Source organism: Tardiphaga sp. GW821-FHT12E02, from assembly GCF_058807155.1.
Map to the genome: position 1 here is coordinate 4,318,392 of NZ_JBXAQK010000001.1, position 15,853 is coordinate 4,334,244.

At 62.1% G+C, this 15,853-nt stretch carries 19 protein-coding genes; 1 reads left to right on the forward strand and 18 read right to left on the reverse strand.

What is annotated here, in order from left to right; translation table 11 throughout:
* Window position 1: 1 nt before the first annotated feature.
* The 7 genes from AC1RQ5_RS20445 to AC1RQ5_RS20475 all read right to left on the reverse strand — a co-directional run bounded on the left by AC1RQ5_RS20445 (window position 2) and on the right by AC1RQ5_RS20475 (window position 4,555).
* Window positions 2-430: a hypothetical protein gene (locus tag AC1RQ5_RS20445; protein ID WP_493201335.1), complete on the reverse strand. Its 429-nt coding sequence runs from the start codon at window positions 428-430 to the stop codon at window positions 2-4.
* A gap of 110 nt (window positions 431-540) precedes the next feature.
* Window positions 541-1,155, reverse strand: a complete 615-nt coding sequence (locus AC1RQ5_RS20450; protein WP_493201337.1) for a hypothetical protein — start codon at window positions 1,153-1,155, stop codon at window positions 541-543.
* Window positions 1,156-1,177: 22 nt separating this feature from the next.
* Window positions 1,178-1,567, reverse strand: coding sequence for a septal ring lytic transglycosylase RlpA family protein (locus AC1RQ5_RS20455; RefSeq protein ID WP_493201339.1), 390 nt, complete (start codon window positions 1,565-1,567; stop codon window positions 1,178-1,180).
* 105 nt (window positions 1,568-1,672) lie between these two features.
* Entirely contained in the window at window positions 1,673-2,134 is a 462-nt protein-coding gene (locus AC1RQ5_RS20460) for a hypothetical protein (protein ID WP_493201340.1), read from the reverse strand.
* On the reverse strand, window positions 2,116-2,478 hold the full coding sequence (locus AC1RQ5_RS20465; protein WP_493201342.1) for a hypothetical protein: 363 nt from the start codon (window positions 2,476-2,478) through the stop codon (window positions 2,116-2,118). The genes AC1RQ5_RS20460 and AC1RQ5_RS20465 overlap by 19 nt, the downstream gene beginning before the upstream one ends.
* Window positions 2,479-2,514: 36 nt before the next feature.
* Complete coding sequence (locus AC1RQ5_RS20470; RefSeq protein WP_493201344.1) at window positions 2,515-3,132, reverse strand: hypothetical protein; 618 nt, start codon at window positions 3,130-3,132, stop codon at window positions 2,515-2,517.
* A gap of 1 nt (window position 3,133) precedes the next feature.
* Window positions 3,134-4,555, reverse strand: coding sequence for a putative peptidoglycan-binding domain-containing protein (locus AC1RQ5_RS20475; protein WP_493201346.1), 1,422 nt, complete (start codon window positions 4,553-4,555; stop codon window positions 3,134-3,136).
* 242 nt (window positions 4,556-4,797) lie between these two features.
* On the opposite strand from AC1RQ5_RS20475, the gene AC1RQ5_RS20480 reads away from it, so the two are divergent.
* Window positions 4,798-4,950 carry a hypothetical protein gene (locus tag AC1RQ5_RS20480; RefSeq protein ID WP_493201348.1) on the forward strand — a complete coding sequence of 51 codons (153 nt, stop codon included), beginning with the start codon at window positions 4,798-4,800 and terminating at the stop codon, window positions 4,948-4,950.
* Between the two features lie 35 nt (window positions 4,951-4,985).
* On the opposite strand, the gene AC1RQ5_RS20485 is transcribed toward AC1RQ5_RS20480, so the two are convergent.
* The 11 genes from AC1RQ5_RS20485 to AC1RQ5_RS20535 all read right to left on the reverse strand — a co-directional run bounded on the left by AC1RQ5_RS20485 (window position 4,986) and on the right by AC1RQ5_RS20535 (window position 15,819).
* Window positions 4,986-5,525, reverse strand: a complete 540-nt coding sequence (locus AC1RQ5_RS20485; RefSeq protein WP_493201350.1) for a DUF4376 domain-containing protein — start codon at window positions 5,523-5,525, stop codon at window positions 4,986-4,988.
* The gene (locus tag AC1RQ5_RS20490) at window positions 5,518-6,903 is read right to left on the reverse strand and encodes a hypothetical protein (protein ID WP_493201351.1); all 1,386 of its coding nucleotides are present in this window, start codon (window positions 6,901-6,903) and stop codon (window positions 5,518-5,520) included. Before AC1RQ5_RS20490 ends, AC1RQ5_RS20485 begins: the two co-directional genes overlap by 8 nt.
* A gap of 2 nt (window positions 6,904-6,905) precedes the next feature.
* Window positions 6,906-7,493 (reverse strand): hypothetical protein, encoded by a 588-nt coding sequence (locus tag AC1RQ5_RS20495; RefSeq protein WP_493201353.1) that lies wholly within the window; start codon window positions 7,491-7,493, stop codon window positions 6,906-6,908.
* Window positions 7,494-7,540: 47 nt separating this feature from the next.
* Window positions 7,541-8,656 carry a baseplate J/gp47 family protein gene (locus AC1RQ5_RS20500; protein ID WP_493201355.1) on the reverse strand — a complete coding sequence of 372 codons (1,116 nt, stop codon included), beginning with the start codon at window positions 8,654-8,656 and terminating at the stop codon, window positions 7,541-7,543.
* 86 nt (window positions 8,657-8,742) lie between these two features.
* Window positions 8,743-9,330, reverse strand: a complete 588-nt coding sequence (locus tag AC1RQ5_RS20505) for a phage GP46 family protein (RefSeq protein ID WP_493201356.1) — start codon at window positions 9,328-9,330, stop codon at window positions 8,743-8,745.
* The gene (locus AC1RQ5_RS20510) at window positions 9,330-9,962 is read right to left on the reverse strand and encodes a phage baseplate assembly protein domain-containing protein (RefSeq protein ID WP_493201357.1); all 633 of its coding nucleotides are present in this window, start codon (window positions 9,960-9,962) and stop codon (window positions 9,330-9,332) included. The genes AC1RQ5_RS20505 and AC1RQ5_RS20510 overlap by 1 nt, the downstream gene beginning before the upstream one ends.
* The gene (locus tag AC1RQ5_RS20515) at window positions 9,963-11,069 is read right to left on the reverse strand and encodes a phage baseplate assembly protein (protein ID WP_493201359.1); all 1,107 of its coding nucleotides are present in this window, start codon (window positions 11,067-11,069) and stop codon (window positions 9,963-9,965) included. It abuts the gene before it with no gap.
* Window positions 11,066-12,394: a DNA circularization N-terminal domain-containing protein gene (locus AC1RQ5_RS20520; protein ID WP_493201360.1), complete on the reverse strand. Its 1,329-nt coding sequence runs from the start codon at window positions 12,392-12,394 to the stop codon at window positions 11,066-11,068. Before AC1RQ5_RS20520 ends, AC1RQ5_RS20515 begins: the two co-directional genes overlap by 4 nt.
* Before the next feature lie 6 nt (window positions 12,395-12,400).
* Window positions 12,401-14,938 carry a phage tail tape measure protein gene (locus AC1RQ5_RS20525; RefSeq protein ID WP_493201362.1) on the reverse strand — a complete coding sequence of 846 codons (2,538 nt, stop codon included), beginning with the start codon at window positions 14,936-14,938 and terminating at the stop codon, window positions 12,401-12,403.
* Between the two features lie 92 nt (window positions 14,939-15,030).
* Window positions 15,031-15,414, reverse strand: a complete 384-nt coding sequence (locus AC1RQ5_RS20530; RefSeq protein ID WP_493201364.1) for a hypothetical protein — start codon at window positions 15,412-15,414, stop codon at window positions 15,031-15,033.
* Window positions 15,415-15,417: 3 nt separating this feature from the next.
* On the reverse strand, window positions 15,418-15,819 hold the full coding sequence (locus AC1RQ5_RS20535) for a phage tail tube protein (protein WP_493201366.1): 402 nt from the start codon (window positions 15,817-15,819) through the stop codon (window positions 15,418-15,420).
* Window positions 15,820-15,853 lie beyond the last annotated feature (34 nt).

Below are 15,853 nucleotides of genomic sequence, written 5' to 3' on the forward strand. Positions count from 1 at the left end.
ATTAGCTCTTCTGAATCGCGATGAGACTGAATTCGGCACCAGACGCGACGCCGCCAAACGGGTTGAAACCGGTTAGCGCGCTGACGACTGTGTTGATGCCAGTGATGACGGCCGTCAGGATCCCGCTCACTGTTGCGAGCGTCGGAAGCTGCTGACCGCGATATCCCTTGATGACACAACCGACGTAGTCGGCCCCATCCATGGTCCAGCTTTTGACCTTGAATGTGATTGGGGAGTTGTCAGCCCCCTCGACCATAAGGATCGACACCGCTGGCTTGTTCGAAAATCGGCGGGTGAAAGTGATGACCGCCTCACCTTTACTATCGAGTGCCCCTTCGGCGGTTGAGCTTAGCCGCGGATGCTGGTGGTCAGCTCGAGGCACGCTGGACGCACTGCCAGCGCTTCCGCCTGTTGCTTCCGACATCGGCATCGACGAAGCCAATGAAGGAATTTGCGCTTCACCTGATTGATCTGAGCCGTGATATCTGGCGCATCGAAAGGGCCAAGGTTTCCGGGCATAACTGCACCTCCTAGCTAGCGCTAGTCGCGGAGTGCTTCGAGCGAGAGAGTGAAGACGCTCCCCGAGGCTGGCGTAACAGCCGTTCGGGCCTCCAGCAGTGCGAAAATGTTTTGCGTTCCAGGCGACGGCGAGGAAACAAAATCACAGCTGGCGAAACCCTTCACGAATGGATCGCTCATCTGTTGCGTGAGCGCGACGTCCTGGTACCCGATGTAATCGCTTTCGCTAAAGGCGTAGGTCTCCGCATTGTTCAGCACGCCGTTGTCACCAACGGTGACCGTTGGCTGATTCCGGAATAAGTGCACGCGTACCGTTGCCGCCTTCCACGCGGCCGAGTTAACTTTCAGGCGAAGCCGGCGCCCAACAAACGTACGGTCAACGACCCGCGCCACAGGCAGAGCGATCGGCGCGACCGATCCAGCGATCACGTTATTGGCGATTAGGTCGCCGACGGCGTATGCCGCAGTGTCCGACGGACGCGTGACGCTCCCACCCGCTACGATCGATGCCGGTCCGGCCATGGGCGAAGGAGCTTGATCGCTACCGGTAGCCACCACCTCGGCAAAGGTTCCGTCCCCCATGTCGCGAAGCTTCTTGGCAATACCGTTCGAGATCCCAAGCGTTTGGGCAGACATATCTATCTCCATGAAAAATGAATCAACGAACCGTCACTTGCGCGACGCCACCCATACCAATCGCGCGCGCTGCGGCGTGACTAAGGTCGATGCACCGTCCGCGAACAAAGGGCCCGCGGTCTTTGATGCGCACCGTCACCGCCCGGCCGTTGGCCCTATTCGTCACCGTGACGTGGCTGCCGAAGCGCCTGGTGCGGTGCTCTGCCGTCATGGAATGGGTGTTGAATCGCTCGCCGGAGGCCGTCCGGCGGCCGTGGTAGCCGTCGCCGACGCCATATTGGCTGGCCGTGCAGCTTTCGACCCCAGTCATGGTGATGTGGATCAAGCGCACGCCGGCGAAGATATCCTGAGCGGAAGCAGGCACGGCGATTAGCGCGCACAGCAAAGTGCACGCCGCGGCAAAGCGGAGCATAGACATTCCTTAAGGTTGTGATGCAGAGTTTCAGGGCTGAGGATTGATCCCCATCCGCCCTTGGCCAGCCCGGCGCGTCTTGATTCGGTGATGCGTCGGGCTATTTCATTTGACGAGGAAGGCGATATCCCGCGTGCCGCCGGAGATGGGCCAGAGCTTCTGCAGTGGGTTGCACGTGTACGTCGATGAGGTGCGATATTTGGCGGGGCCGACCTCGACGCCCTGCGGCACCCTCACCGGCTGGACAAAACGATCTTCGCCCAATGGCAGGCCCGCATTTACGTTGAGGTCTTCGAGCTCGTAGCGGGTGTTAAAGCGGTCGATGATGAAGCGATCAACAGTCACGGCGCAGGATCGATGTCGGCGGACGACATAATCGATCCGCAGCTCACCGCCTGGCGCGACCACCGGCGTGACCGGCTCAGCCGATATGATCACCGTCGGCATCTCACGATCAGTCGCAAAGTATCCCAACGTGCCGCCCAGAGCCCACAGGACCGCAACGAACAGATAAACGGCGAGCCGGTACCGTAGCGGCACGGCCTCCTTCAGCGAAGCTTGAGCCATGCGGAAACCTCTTTGCCAACTGTTGCCATGGTGATGAAAGCCGCAATCAACCCGCCCAGTCCCCATTTCATCAGCGTCCCTACGATCTTGATGGCGACAACGATCTTGATGCCCGACTTCAGCGTTTCGACCTCGTCTTCACGGAGATCCGCCAGCAGGTCGAACGTCTCAGGATGAGCCTGCGTCAGAAACCGCGTCAGCTCGGCGTGGCTCGGATCGCCGAGACGGCGCAGAAACTCGAGCCCCATCGGCGTCATGTCGCCGATGATGTCGGATAGCTGCAGGAGGTTGAGCCCCCGCTGCTCCGTGAGCATGGTCAGCGCAGCAAGCTGGGCCTCGGTCATGTTGACTGGCGTATGGCCCGGCATTGCTACCCCTCGTCATTTCTTCCGTCCCGTGACGGCCTTTATCGTGGATGCGACAATGCCGTCCGGCGCCTTGCCGGTGATGGCGGTTTGTTTCAGGGCGGTGTTATCCGCAGCGACGTAGCCAAGCAGACCAAACAGGCCGAGAGTGAAGAAGCTGGTGGAGTTGAAGAGAGTCGCAAGCTGGTCCGGCGGCACGCCTTTGCCGAACATGGTGTAGGCGATGGCGGCCACCTGTTCGACGCCATAGAGCAACACGAGGTATCCTAGCATATGCCGCCAGTGCCACCACGAGACGTTGCCGGCTTCAACGCGGATCGTCTTGTTGACCTCGGTGATATTGGTGCGGTCGGTCAGGCCTTTCTGCTCTGCCAGCTTTTCGAGATACGCGTACTTGGCAGCGACCTCTGACTGGACGCCTTCCAGTGCAGCCTTTGCCGTATCAGGGTCAGCAGCAATTGCGTTACTCACCTCGTCCGCAGAAGCTGTGGGCGCCAGTCCGAGCGCGGACTTGATCATCTTGATGGCGAAGGGTGCCGCAGCCGGAACGCCCAATGCTGTCGCCAACACGGGCAACCCGAAGTCAATCGCCGTGTCAGCGACCCAGGACCACTTCCCGAGATCGATAGCCATCTCAGGCCGCCTTTCGCTTCTTGGTGGTTTTCTTAGCGGCCTTCTTCGCCGCCGGTTTCTTCGCTGTCGCGCGGGGCTTCCGGGCGCTCGGCTTGGTGGCCTGCACGTCCGGCGCACGCCAAAGGTCACCCGGCGCCGGGAGTGTGTCAGCGGTCGCCGTAGCCTTGGCAATTGCCTCGTCGTGATAGCTGGGCGGAGCGGCCTGGTGCTTCCGCCACCAGCGCACACCGAAATAGACCGCGAGTCCGAGCGCGACGATACCGCCCGCCAGCAGGCCCCACTGCCAAAGACCCCAGCCCTGCTGGACACCGGCCGTCACCGTACCGGTCACCGCCGCACCGCCCGCAGCGGCGAATGTCTGCTCCGTTTTTTTCTGGCCGGACGTCGGTGTCTCGGCGGCGAACTTCTTGGCCTCAGCGAGCGCCTTGTTCCAGCGGTTCACCAGCCCCGCTCGCAGGTTCGGCCGCGGCCCGGCAACTTCGTCCTCATACCGCTCACGCGCAGCGTGCAGCTTGTCGAGCAGCGGGCCCGGATTCGCGGCCGCCATTGCATCGCGGGTGGCGCGGCCGACGTCGCCGTCCACTTTCACACCCAGTGCCATCTGCAGAATCTTCGCCGCGCCGGTCGGGCCGCGGTTGAACACGCAGTCGCGCAGGAAGAACTCCACGCCGGCATTGGTGGTCCAGCCTGCGGCAACGTCGGTGTATTTCACCATGTATTCGATGGCCGAGGCCTCGGCATCGTCGAACTTGCCGGCTTGGATCAGCGACCGCAGGTGCGACGCCTGGGCCGGGTGATAGCGATCGTTAATGCCGGCAACCTCATAGCTCCCGCCGCCATCGTTGGCCGGAAGCTTGTAAAACGCCAGATGGCCATCCTTATCCCGCCGGGCCTCGAAATCGAGGATGATCTTGCCCATCCGAGACCGCCGATCGCCGGCCGGCACAGGCTTCGCACTGACCGGTCCTGCGATGGAGACGTCTGCCGGCGGCGCTTTGTCGAAGGCGGATTCGATGGCCCAGGGCTGAACGCTATCCGCCTTCGCGTCATCCGCCACAACCGAGACATGACAGTGCTTGTTGTGCGCGTTGGCGCCGCTGTACAGCCGCCATGCCCATGCCGCCTCGCCGTGGACCGCCTGGCTGCTGGCGATCTTCCGGTTGCTGATGATGTAGGAAATGCGCGGGTCGCGGGACAGCCGCAGCGCCTCAGCCAGCTTCTCGCTATCTACGCCTCCCTTCGGGTCGTGCGTGATGTCGAGCGCGCGCACCACGCCCTTGGCGTCGGGATTGTGGTCCGACTTCCGGGCCACATGCGCGTCATCGCCCTTGGTCCCATCGCTGGCCTTGCTGCGGCCGGGCGCCGCCGCATTGACCTGCTGACGCAGCTTTTCGAGGCTCTTGGACAATCGCCATGCCGCCATTGATGTCTCCATAGAAAATAGCGCGATGCCCGGACGGGTTCGCGGTTTGGACTCTTACGGGTGGTGGTGTTGAGGCGTACGGTTTGGCCGTGGGGGACGGTCGATGTGCAATCTTGAAAAGCTTATGATCGGCCTGGGCATCGCGGCGACGGCGTTGGCGGCGACGTCTGCAGGCCTGATGGTCCTCTCAGCCCTGGCGTGATGGCCCGATTTCAGACAGAATCTCGGTTGAAAAGCCTGCGATGAGAATGCTCGCCGCGATCCTGTTGCTCGCCACTCTTGCCATCGGCACATCGGTTTATTTCGATGGTGCTTGGACACAAGAACAGCAAACTGCCGACAGCCAGAATCTTGGCACGCTCAGGGCGCAGTCGGGCTCGTCGACCGACTTCTAGAAGCTCCCGCGCTCATCATCAGCCTCTGGCGCGGTTTAAACAGCGAAAGCCTGATCTACGTCGAGGGCAGTCGTGATAGTGCCTGCATCGATGGCCGCGATGACATCCGCGTAAATCTGAAAGCACATCGCAACATGCGCGGCCACGGCGTTGCTAACGGCAACGATCTGCGCCGCATCGAGAACCATAATGGCGCCGTCGGCCCCAACCCAGGGCGTGGTAAAATCGACATCCGCTTCGGCGGCGACACGCGCCCCTAAGATCATTTGCTTCGAGCGATCATCGGTGGCGATGGCGAGGCCTGCGAACACGATGCCAACCACCTCCCGGCGCCAGCGGCGATCCGCTGCGTAAGCGCTAAGGTCGGCGAAGAGGCCATAGGGCGTGAGTACGTCTTGCAGCGCCGCGACAGTCTGCTGGCCTCCAGCATCGCGCGGCCAGGGCGAAGCAGTATTGAACGACGACCAAGCCAGATATGCCGCATCAGTATCGTCGACGACCCGCTCCACAGCGCTGCCATAAACACGGCCATCGTCCGCCAGCCAGAACCAATTGCGCGGGGTGTAATTAAGCATAGGTGCCGCCGGTGTTCGTGTTGCCGGCACTGTCCCCGGGATAATAGTTTGTACCGCGCCCACCGGTACTAATCAGGCCATTGAGTTCCGCCTTGAAGCGCGAGCCAGTCACCGGACCAACGCCGTTCTGACTCCCGAACACGAGGAAAGTGTTTCCGCCGAACTGCGAGTAAACGAATGCTCCAGGGAAGCTTACCGGGGCATCGATGTACAGCTGAGGCAGATCCGCGCTGTCGACATCGATAATGCCGCCATACAGCGCATATGCGAAGGATCCGGATGAGCGAGCCCCACTCGGCGAACCGACAAGACGCTGCTTACCACCAAGACTGACGGCCGCGGCACGTGACGAGATGAGATGCGCGCCGATCGTGTTGCCCCAACTGATGTCCCCGATCTTGACGGTGCTAGATCCGTTAGCCACCACAATTCCCGACCCATAGGAGGACGCGGGAGCCGAACCACCCACCTGCACTTGAAAGCCAAAGATGTCGTGAACGCCACCGTTGACCCTGATGGCATCCAGCCCATCACTGGCGTCAATAACACAGCTCGCGGGCGTAGACCTGTTACCGGTCCACACAATCTTGCCTGTTCCAGCAGGAGCCGGCAGCACAACGCCGCCAGAATAAACAGCATTGGCGACGTTCACATTTACCGTGTAGCCATTGAGGTTGATTTTTGCGAGTTCAACCGCCGCTTTTTTGATCGTTGCCCACGGTCCATGTCCGCTGGAGAGTGATGCGGCCAGACCATCATAGCTGTCCGACCCATTTACGCCATCGACGTAGAAAGTGCGATTGCTGGCGAGCACAGGCGGTCGCACCCCCATCACCTGAAAGACCGTACCGTCGAACAGAAACTCGACGACGTCACCGATTTTCCACAGGTCGATCGGGATCACAGTCGATTGGCCATAGGTAATCGACTTGGCACCGAGCGCACTAAGATTGAGCGTTGTCGGTCCGGCTGGCGCACTGGCTACCTTGATGCGCACCACCATGCCTGCCTTGTATTCGGCCGGCGCGGGCGACAACGACGCTACCAGCGCAGCTGAAGATCCGCCGTCGATTCCATAATGCGTTTGTCCGCGCTGGATCTGATGCAAAATCGCCTTGAGCGCCATTGCATCATCTGCGTTGTTTTCTGCAACGATAGGATCGCCGAGCAGCGTGTTGCCGTTACTGCGGATAAGCGCGCGGAAAGCACCAGCAACGGCGTTGAGAAACGCTGCTTTGATCTTCGTCCCATCATTCGAGACGGCGCTCGTGCAATCCTTGAACCAGGAATCAGACGCGCCGAAAGAACGATCATCACTCGGACGCGCCGTGGTTGCATTCGGCGCATTGGCCGGGCCGAGGATATCGAGCAGTGCCATGATCAGGCTTCCTGTGTGTGGTAAACGATGGTGATATGCGCGTGTACGACCCGATCAAGGATGCACTGCAGCGCGGTGATGTCGGGGTCACAGGCCAGCGACCCGCCGGCTTGAATATGTCCGGCGTAAGGGCCGGTTTCGGTCGAAACCGTATAAGCGGGGCTTTCCTGCAAGTAGACTGTGATTACGAGGATAGCGCCACCAATCTGGCCACCAGGCTGCGCGCATCCTGTCTGTGCGCAGCCGGCGGCCGCGCCACACTCCTCTCGCAAAACTTGGCAGTCGATTGTCCAACCCGCACGCGCGGCGACTTCCGCGTAATATTCGCAGCGAGTCCCTCCAATCGCCGCGACCTTACTGCAAAGATCCGGAAACGGATCGCAGGCATCGGGCAGCCCGTATTCGATCATCCATTGGTCGCGGGTTTCGCTTTGCGTCTGGCACCAGAATTCGAGGCGCAACGCGCAGACCCGCTCGATGAAGAATGCGAGCAGCTCGCTTACAGAGCGCCAGTACTGGAACAGGATGCTGCCCGGCTCCGGCACCTGCCGATGGCTACGCCAGGCGCGCCCTCGCGGCAGGAGCGCCATCGTCTGCTGGGTAATCTCGTCGAGGCTGGGGCATCGCATCGGTGAGCTCAGACGAAAGCGATGACGCCGGGCACGGCGATGCGACCAGTGGGGATAGTGATGTCCGCGGATGGAGAAATCAGACGATGCCGCTCCTCACCCGTGGCATTGGCAATGGCCTGCCACAGCCAGGAGCGTGAAAAGGACTCCGGCACCGCAAGAAAGGGCATGCCGCCATGCGCCGTGTCTATGCCCGACACCCGGCCGAGCCTGAAAAACGCGTCAACCAGTTCGGCACGGATCGCATTCTGCACATCCGGTGTGCTGGGCACGACGCCAGCAATCGAGACATCGATTGGCAGGGCCGCCGGCGCCGCCACGGTGACGATGGCGCCGGCGGGGCAAACGGTTTCGATATAGTCCTGCACACGCGCGATCGCCGCGGCATCGGGGATGCCATTCGGAAAGGCGCCGTCCATCAGCACGTAGACCCGGACGGTTCCGCCGCCATTCCACAGCCGCTCGACAAAGACGCGCGTGACACCGGGCACCTGCAGCGCCCACATCACATAGTCTGCAGCGGCGCCACCGTGGGGCGGATTGCGCTTCCGGAAGAGGATACGCGATCGATAGCTCTCGATATCCTCGACATCGGCGCCGAAAACGATGCCGCCTGTCGCGACCTGAACAGTGGCCGTTGCGGCGCCGCCGCCGCTGGCACCGGAAACGATCTCCAGACCCGTGCCAGCGATCGCGTTGCCATTGGCGCCGTCCACCAGCGCCACCACGGGCACCTGCAGCGTGCCTGCATTGACGATCTCGCCGCCGGCACTGACGAGATAGCGCACGCCGTCGGTCCGCCGCAGTACTGCATTGGTCGCGAGGACGAGTGCGGCCGTCGTTGTTACGACAGCAAACCCCGATGCTGGTGAAGAGGGCTTGCGCGGAATGCCGTATTCCTCGCCGTGCAACAGAAGGCTTTCGATATCCGGCGAGGTATGCGCAAACATCATGCGCCGGACATAGTCGAGGAAGCCGAACGCCTCGAATACCGCGCCCGCCATCACCTTGGCCGAGGCATAGATGTTATTTGGCCATAGCCAAGCATCGCTGCCTTTCAGATTGCGGCGGAAGGCCAGGCGCGAGCGCTCGGCCAACTCGTTGAGGGTCGGCATTTGAAACATAACAGTGTCCTAGAAACAGCTCAGACGAACGGTAGGAAGCAACGCCGGGATGACATCGAGAGAACGCGCATAGCGATGCTATCGGGCTACACGATCGGATACGCCGGGAATGCCAGCGGCAGCGGCGCGACCAGAGCTTGCCGCCAGATGTCGTCGAAGCGGAAATTGTAGGCTTGACGGCCGTCCCGCCCATAAATCTGGATGGCAAGATCGACGCGCCCGGCCGCGAATTGCGCGACGGCCTGCGCATCGATCCTTGCCGCGGCACCCTGTCGGATCAGCGGCTGCAGCGCTTCAAGCGCCAGCATCTCCACCCACTTGCGAATCTCCTCAGTCAGCGGCGCTCGCTCGAACACCCAGAGCAGCGAGCCCATCTCGGCTTCGAACAGTTCCGCGCGGACATCGACGGCGTCACCGAACCAGCCACGCATGTCATCACCATCGACGTATTTGCGGAGCGGATGGTCGTCAGGCATGCGGCGATCTGTGAACAGTGCAAGGATCACCGACGTGTGCAGCGCCGCCTTGGCGCGCAACCCGCCGCGGTTCTGCGGCTCATCTGCCCCGGCCATGGCCCAGTCGGCCATGCCCTCCTGCGGATGCCAGACTGTATCCCACAGCAGGTCGGGCTGAACGTCGTCGCCTTCATTGATGCGAACACGCAGCATGGTCATCAGATAGCCTTCACGCGCACGGCAGCGCTGTCGTCGATTAACTTGACGCGCTTTCCACCTTCACCGCCGAGATTGATGTCGGGGCACTCAATCACGCATTTCGGCCCCTTGAACGTGCCGACACCCGACTGCAGGGTCCAGGACACATCATCGAAAGTGATTGCAAGTCTGTCGCCCGCATTGAGCAGCAGGGAGATATTGACCTCGCCATCGCTCTCCGGCGGCTTGCTGCCGTCGTCGCCGGAGACATCCTGCCCCTTGCCAATCCTGATATTCACCTTCTTGGCATGGGCGACTTCGTAATTGCTCTCAAACAGACGAACGATATCTCCGGAATGATTGTAGAGCGCCACCGCGCCCTCCGGCAGATCGCGCGGGCGAAACTTCTTGTGCCCGCCATCGACATAAAGCATGCGGTCTGAGCGCCCGCCCATGCCGACCATATAGCCGTCGCTGTCAGCCGGCGGATTCGACGTAAATCCATGAGGCATCGGTCGCCAGACCTTGGTCGGCTTCTCCTTTTTCAGACCGGACAGATCGACACGCTGTTGCGTCTCCTTGTCATCGACCTTGACCACTCGAAAGCGCCGCAGGTTGGAGCGCATCGCGTCGTCGTGTTCATACCCGAACATCTATTCCGCCTCGCTCGAATCCTGCGACCACTCATCGCCGGACTGGTTTCCTTTGCCGCCCTGCCCGCCATAACTGCGCGGATCAACCAGCGACAGCGTGGTGATGCTGCCGCCCTCGTCCTGCTGATAGGTCGCGCGCTCGATCAGCATGTCCTGGGCGATGTCGAGCGTCGGCGACTCCGTCCAGACCAGCCAGCCAGGCGTCCACAAGGTGCCGGCCTGGTCGCGGAACGATTGCACCACGATGCTCGCCTTCAACGCATCGCCCGCCTTTCGGTCGCGCAGGTTCTTCGCGCGCTTCTTGGTGCGAGCCTTCGTCGTGTCGTTATCCTGCACGACGATCAGTGGCCGATGTCGCTTGATGCCGCTCTCGCGCGCGATCGCCTCGATCTCGATCGCCTCGGCGCCGTGACCAAACGGCCGCTGGCCGCGCATCGTGATCTCGGAATGCTGGTTGGCATCATTGTGGTCAGCACCGCCCTTCAGGATCGTCGCTCCCTCAATCAGCCCGCCGGCATGGCGCTTGCCGCCATCGGCCTTGGTGATGTTGATGTTGCCTTCAGGCGTGCCGGCCAGCGTCATGCCCTGCTCGCGCGCCAGCTTCTCGACGCATCGAAAGCAGCTCTCGCCCTGCGTCAGTTTGTATTGATCGACCTTGTCGAGCTGCTGGTCGCTCTCGAAGTGCGGTCGATACTTGCTGGCGATGGCCTGGCCGATCTCCAACGGATCCTTGTTCTCGAAGTCGCCGGTGTCGTGCTCGGCCGAGCCATCCACCAGGTCCTGCGACAGCGAGCGGCCGGACACTGTAAGTTGCGCTTTTTTCGGCTCCAGCAACGGCTGCTTGCGATTGACAGCGCCTGTCAACATCAGGTCGCCATTCGAACTGATACTGACCTCGCGACCTTTCGCGAAGATCGCATTGGTGGCCGACTTGCCGGCTTCAAACGCAGCAATGAAACTAAAGCTGCGCGCAGCCTCATTGAAAGCAGCCTCGATCGTGATCGACTCAAAGGCCGTCCACGGCGTGCCGCCGACATCTATCGTCACGACTTCGACGCCGCCGCCCGCGGGCAGCGGAAAGCCGAGATAATCCTCAATGAAGCTCATGTCGCCAGGGCCTCGAACGTCGGCGGCATGAAGGACGGATGCACCACCCTGTTGCGCGCCACAAGCTCGGTAGCCCGCGCGCCGGGATCGGCGGAATACAGCCGATAGGCCCAATACAGCGCGGGCATCGACAGATTGGCCTCCACATGGATCACCGGCGCGAGATCCACGACTTTTCGCGACAGATAGGCGATGGTTGCATCGCGCAGCGCGGCGATTGCCTGCACGAGGTCAATCTGCGCCGGCGGGAGATCACCGACCTCGGACTCGAAATGTTCCGCCACATTTGCCCGCAGCGTGATGCCGGTTGGCCGATCGGCCAGCGGCACGCGCGCTACCGCCTCGCAATAGGCGGTGAGTGCTGCGAGGCGCAACAGGCGCGACACCGAGTCAGCATTGACCGCCTCGGCGCGACGCGCTGGTGTTGCATAGATAGTGCCTAGGGCAATACTCGCAAAACTCGGCTCGGTAACGACGGCATCGAAAGCGCGCAGCGCCGTGGCAGGCGGCAGCGCGTCGCCAAGGGCCCGCGCAATGGCCAGGAACTGCAGCGGCACAGCGGCCGGGCCCGCACTCGCAAGGACGACGGGGTCGACGACCGCGCCCGCGGTTGCCTGCCCTGCCCGGGCAAGCACCTGCTGCGCAGCCGCTACAGCACGGACGGCATTAGCCTCTGCAACGGGTTCGATCGCCAGCGCTGGCGCCGCGTCGAAGAGCACCGCGATCGCCCTGCGCTGGATCGCACTCGCAGTCACATCGACCGGCTCGGTGCCTCGGATAGCCTCCAGCGTTGCGATCCCGTCCTGTACGCCCCCGATCACGCCATCGATGACATAATCGGGCACCCCGACCAACGAGAGGCCAGAAAGGAATGTGGCGGCGATCGACGCCGCGACTGTATCGGCGGCAACGAAGACGAGATTGGCGGACATTGCCACCGACACCAGCGGGCTGGAAGCGCCCTCGCGCGTGCATTTCAGCGAGAACGCGATGTACCCGGCACGATCCTTGAAGCTGTCGCGCGAGAAAGACACGCAGCGGACCAACACCGGCCCTTGCACCGGCATCACCAGGATGCCGGCACCCCGGCTGGCGCAGGCCGCCACCAGTGCCAACGCTTCCGCGTCAGCGGAGTCAGAGGCCAGATAGGCCGTCACGTCGAACTCGCGCAGATCCTCGCCGAGATCCTCAAGGAACGGATCGTCGCGCATTGGAAACTGGTGCTTGACGATGCGCCGGCCGCCGGATTCCTGATCGCGCTCGGTCCAGAACGGCGCACCCTTGTAGGAGGCAAGCCAAAGATCCTTCAGCCAATCACGGGCCATCGGCGTTCACCAAGACCCGCTGGCGCCGACCGACGGCGCGCCGGCATCCGGCGACGAGCGGCCGGTCGAGCCCGGGCCATTGCCGCCGGCATTTCGCAGCGCGCCGCGCACGTCGATCTGCATCTGCTTCATGGTGTCCACAATGCTCAAGAGGTGACTGGAGGCTTCGACGGTAAACTTGCCTTCGACCGAGCCCTTGACATCGCCGGTTACATTGGCGGTTACCGACCGGTCGCCGCCGACGCCGGTGCCGTAAGACATCGTATCGGTGAGCGTCGGCATACCCGTCGGATATCCCCACGCCTTGCGATAGGTATCCGCCATCGAGCCGCCGCGCTGCCGACGCATACGCTCGCCGCTGGTGAGGCCGGCATAACCTTCGCTGTCCACCGCCGCGCGCAGGGCCAACATACCGCCGCCAGCTGCAGCCGCGCCGCCGATCCATGGCAGCGCTGCTGCGCCGGCGCCCCACAGCGCGCCGCCTGCTGATCCTGCACCACCAGCCGCAGCGGCACCAGCCTTGCCGGCCACGCCAGGCGCGCCGAGCGCTCCCGCAGCGGCCGTGAGCGCCGCAGCGGATGCATCGAGAGCGATCGCCGAGGCCGATAGGCCGAAACCGCCCATCAGCTTGGACATCAAGGCCCCCGCGCCGACGATGCCGGCACCGGCGCCAGCAACCGCACCGGCGCCGAGCACCGGCGATGGCAGGTTCGACACCCAGTCGATGGCATTGCCGACCTTGTCGAAGCCCGGCCGCGCGATCGGCTCGAACGAATTACCGATCGACAGCGTCAGGTTTTCGACCGAGCCCTTTAGCCGCTCCAGCGAGCCGCCAAGGCCGCCCATGATCTCGTCGGCCTTGCGCTTGGCGAAATCGGGGTCCTCACCGACCTTGTCCAACTCCTGCTTGCTGGTGACGAAGTCGCCCCACTTCGACGCAAGGATCGCGCCCTTGCCGCCATGCTTGTCGGTGAACATCGCGTTCAGCAGCGCGACGCTCATCTTCGGATTAGTCATGATGGCGCCGAGCAGGCCCTCGGTGTCGACGCTTTCGGTCGAGAGCTTGTGGAAGTCGCCGACCATCTTCGCAATCTTGGCGCTGTCCTGCGCCTTGGTCTTGCCGCCCTTTGTCCTGTCGAAACTTTCGGCGACAATGGCCGACACTTGCTCGGTGAAGGTTTCCTTGTTCGCGACCACGTCACTGTCTTCTAGGATATCTGACAGCCGCGAGCGCTGATCATCATTCAGGCCCTTTCCAAAACGGCGCTTGGATAGCCCTTCGAAATTGCCGACGCTGAGCCCGCCCGGCATCTTGGTGAACTGGTTGTAGTCAATGCCGGCAGCCGTGAGCGCATCGAGTCCCTTCGATGTCGGCGCCACGAGTTTTGACGACACCGATCGTACAAAGACGCCCAGCTCATCGCCGCGCAGGCCACCGCGGCGGCCGACGGCACCGAGGGCACCGAGCGTGGTATCGGACAGGCCGGCAGCTGTGGCAGTCGGCGCTGCATATTTAAAAAACTGCTGTGCATCTTCGTCGTTCATGCCGCCCAGCTTGGCGGTCTTGACCATCAGGTTGGTCGCGCGCGTCGCCTGCGCGATCGCCTTTTCCTTCGAAGAGATGTCCTTGTTCGTCGTCTGCAAAAACGTCCGGATGCCCTCGGCCGAACGCTGCATGTCGGCCTCCATCACCAGCGCGTAGTTTTTCAAACTTTCGATGATGCCGGCACCAACCTCGGCGCGCAGCTTGCCGTCAAAATTTGCCGGCAGGCCCTGCATCGCAGTCGTCTGCGCCTTGACGATGTCGAGGTTGGAAAACTGCGTGTCCTGGCCGATCTTCTTGGCCTGCGGGATCAGCAGCGAATCCTGCAAATCCTTCGGGATATCGACGAATTCGCGCTGCTTACGCACGCCGATATCGAAATCAGCCGCGGCAGTGATGGAATTGGTGCCCATCGACTTGGCCTTGGCACCGGCGGCCAGTACCGCACCGCCTACGGCGACAGTGCGGCCGAGACGCTCGGCACGGACCTGACGTCGCGCATCGCGCGCGGCCTGTTTGTCGAGCGTTGCATTGGTCGACTCGATTGCAGCTTTCAACCGTCCCTGCTGGGCGATTGCATCTTTGATCGGCACGCCAGCCTGGGCGAGCGCAGCACGATTCGAGAGCACTGCAGCCTTTTGCGTTTCATAAGCACGTGTCGCCTGCTCCACGGCGCGCGCCAGCCTTCGCTGCTCCGCCTCGGCCGCCGCCCGGTTCGGCGACGAGATGGTCGCCATCGCGCTTTTCTGCGCCTCGACCGCCGCCTGGGCTGTTCGCAACTGCCTTAGCGCGCCATCATACTTGCCGCGTGACGCCGCGAATTTGTCGATCGCGGCCATCTGCGCATTCGCACGCTCAAGCGCCTTCGAGATGTTGTCGACGGCCTTCGCCGCCTTTCCCGACTTGGCGATGCCGTCAATCTTCTTCGCAATGTTGTCGAAGACGGCGCCGGTCTTGTCCTCGGCAGAGATAACCGCTTTCGCTTCGATGATCTTTGCCAAGGCTCAAGGTCTCCGCGCCGCTTTGAGACGCTTTTGCTGCTGTATAGACCACGCGACCATCCGCGCGTGCCAGTACATCATTTGCGGGATAGTCAGCCTGCCGATGTCGGCGAAGCTGTTTGATCCGTATCCGGAGAAGGCGAGCTCGTCGGCGACGTCTCTGAGACTTCGGCCTCCGGCTCGCGTTCCCGGAAAAAACTCATGAACCTGTTCTTGATCTCGCGGGCTTCAAGTGCGCGCACCTGGCCTAACAGCGCAGGATCTTTGGGCTCGACGAGGCAGTGCTCGATGTAGCGCTTGATGGTCGGATAATCCTCGACGGCAAACCGGTTGCCTTCCGGCGTGTCGGCGACCACATAGGGTTCTCCAAGCTCCATATAGTCATCAAAGCCTGGATGACGGAATACGAGTCGAGACACCGATCCGCCAGGAACACGGATCGGCCGCTCCAGATCGACGACGATTTGATCGTCCATCGCTTAACCCCCGATAGTTTCGTAGCTCTCGGCCGCAAGGCCGAGGCCGGAGACTTCACCATTGCTGGTGTTGATCTGCGGCGCGCCAGTGAAAAAGCCACCTGACAAGAGATGTGTGAGGCCGGTCTGCACGCCGCCGACATCCGTCTCGATGAAAGTGATGCCAAGATTGGTCTCCAGCATCAGGTTCTCGTCCCATTTCAGCGGCCTGCCGTTGACATCGACAAGACGGTCGAAGGTCAATTCTGCCGTGCGCGCCTTAGCTTCAACGGTGCGATAGAGCGTGCCGTCGCGATTGACCCCCGCCGTGACAGAGATGTTCGACGGATCAAGCGTGATTTCGCCGCGGGCGGAATAGGCGCGACCGCCGATGACCGTGGAAACACGGCCGCCAGAAGTGTGCATGGGGATTGTCCTTTTTTATGATCAGGAAGGAAGA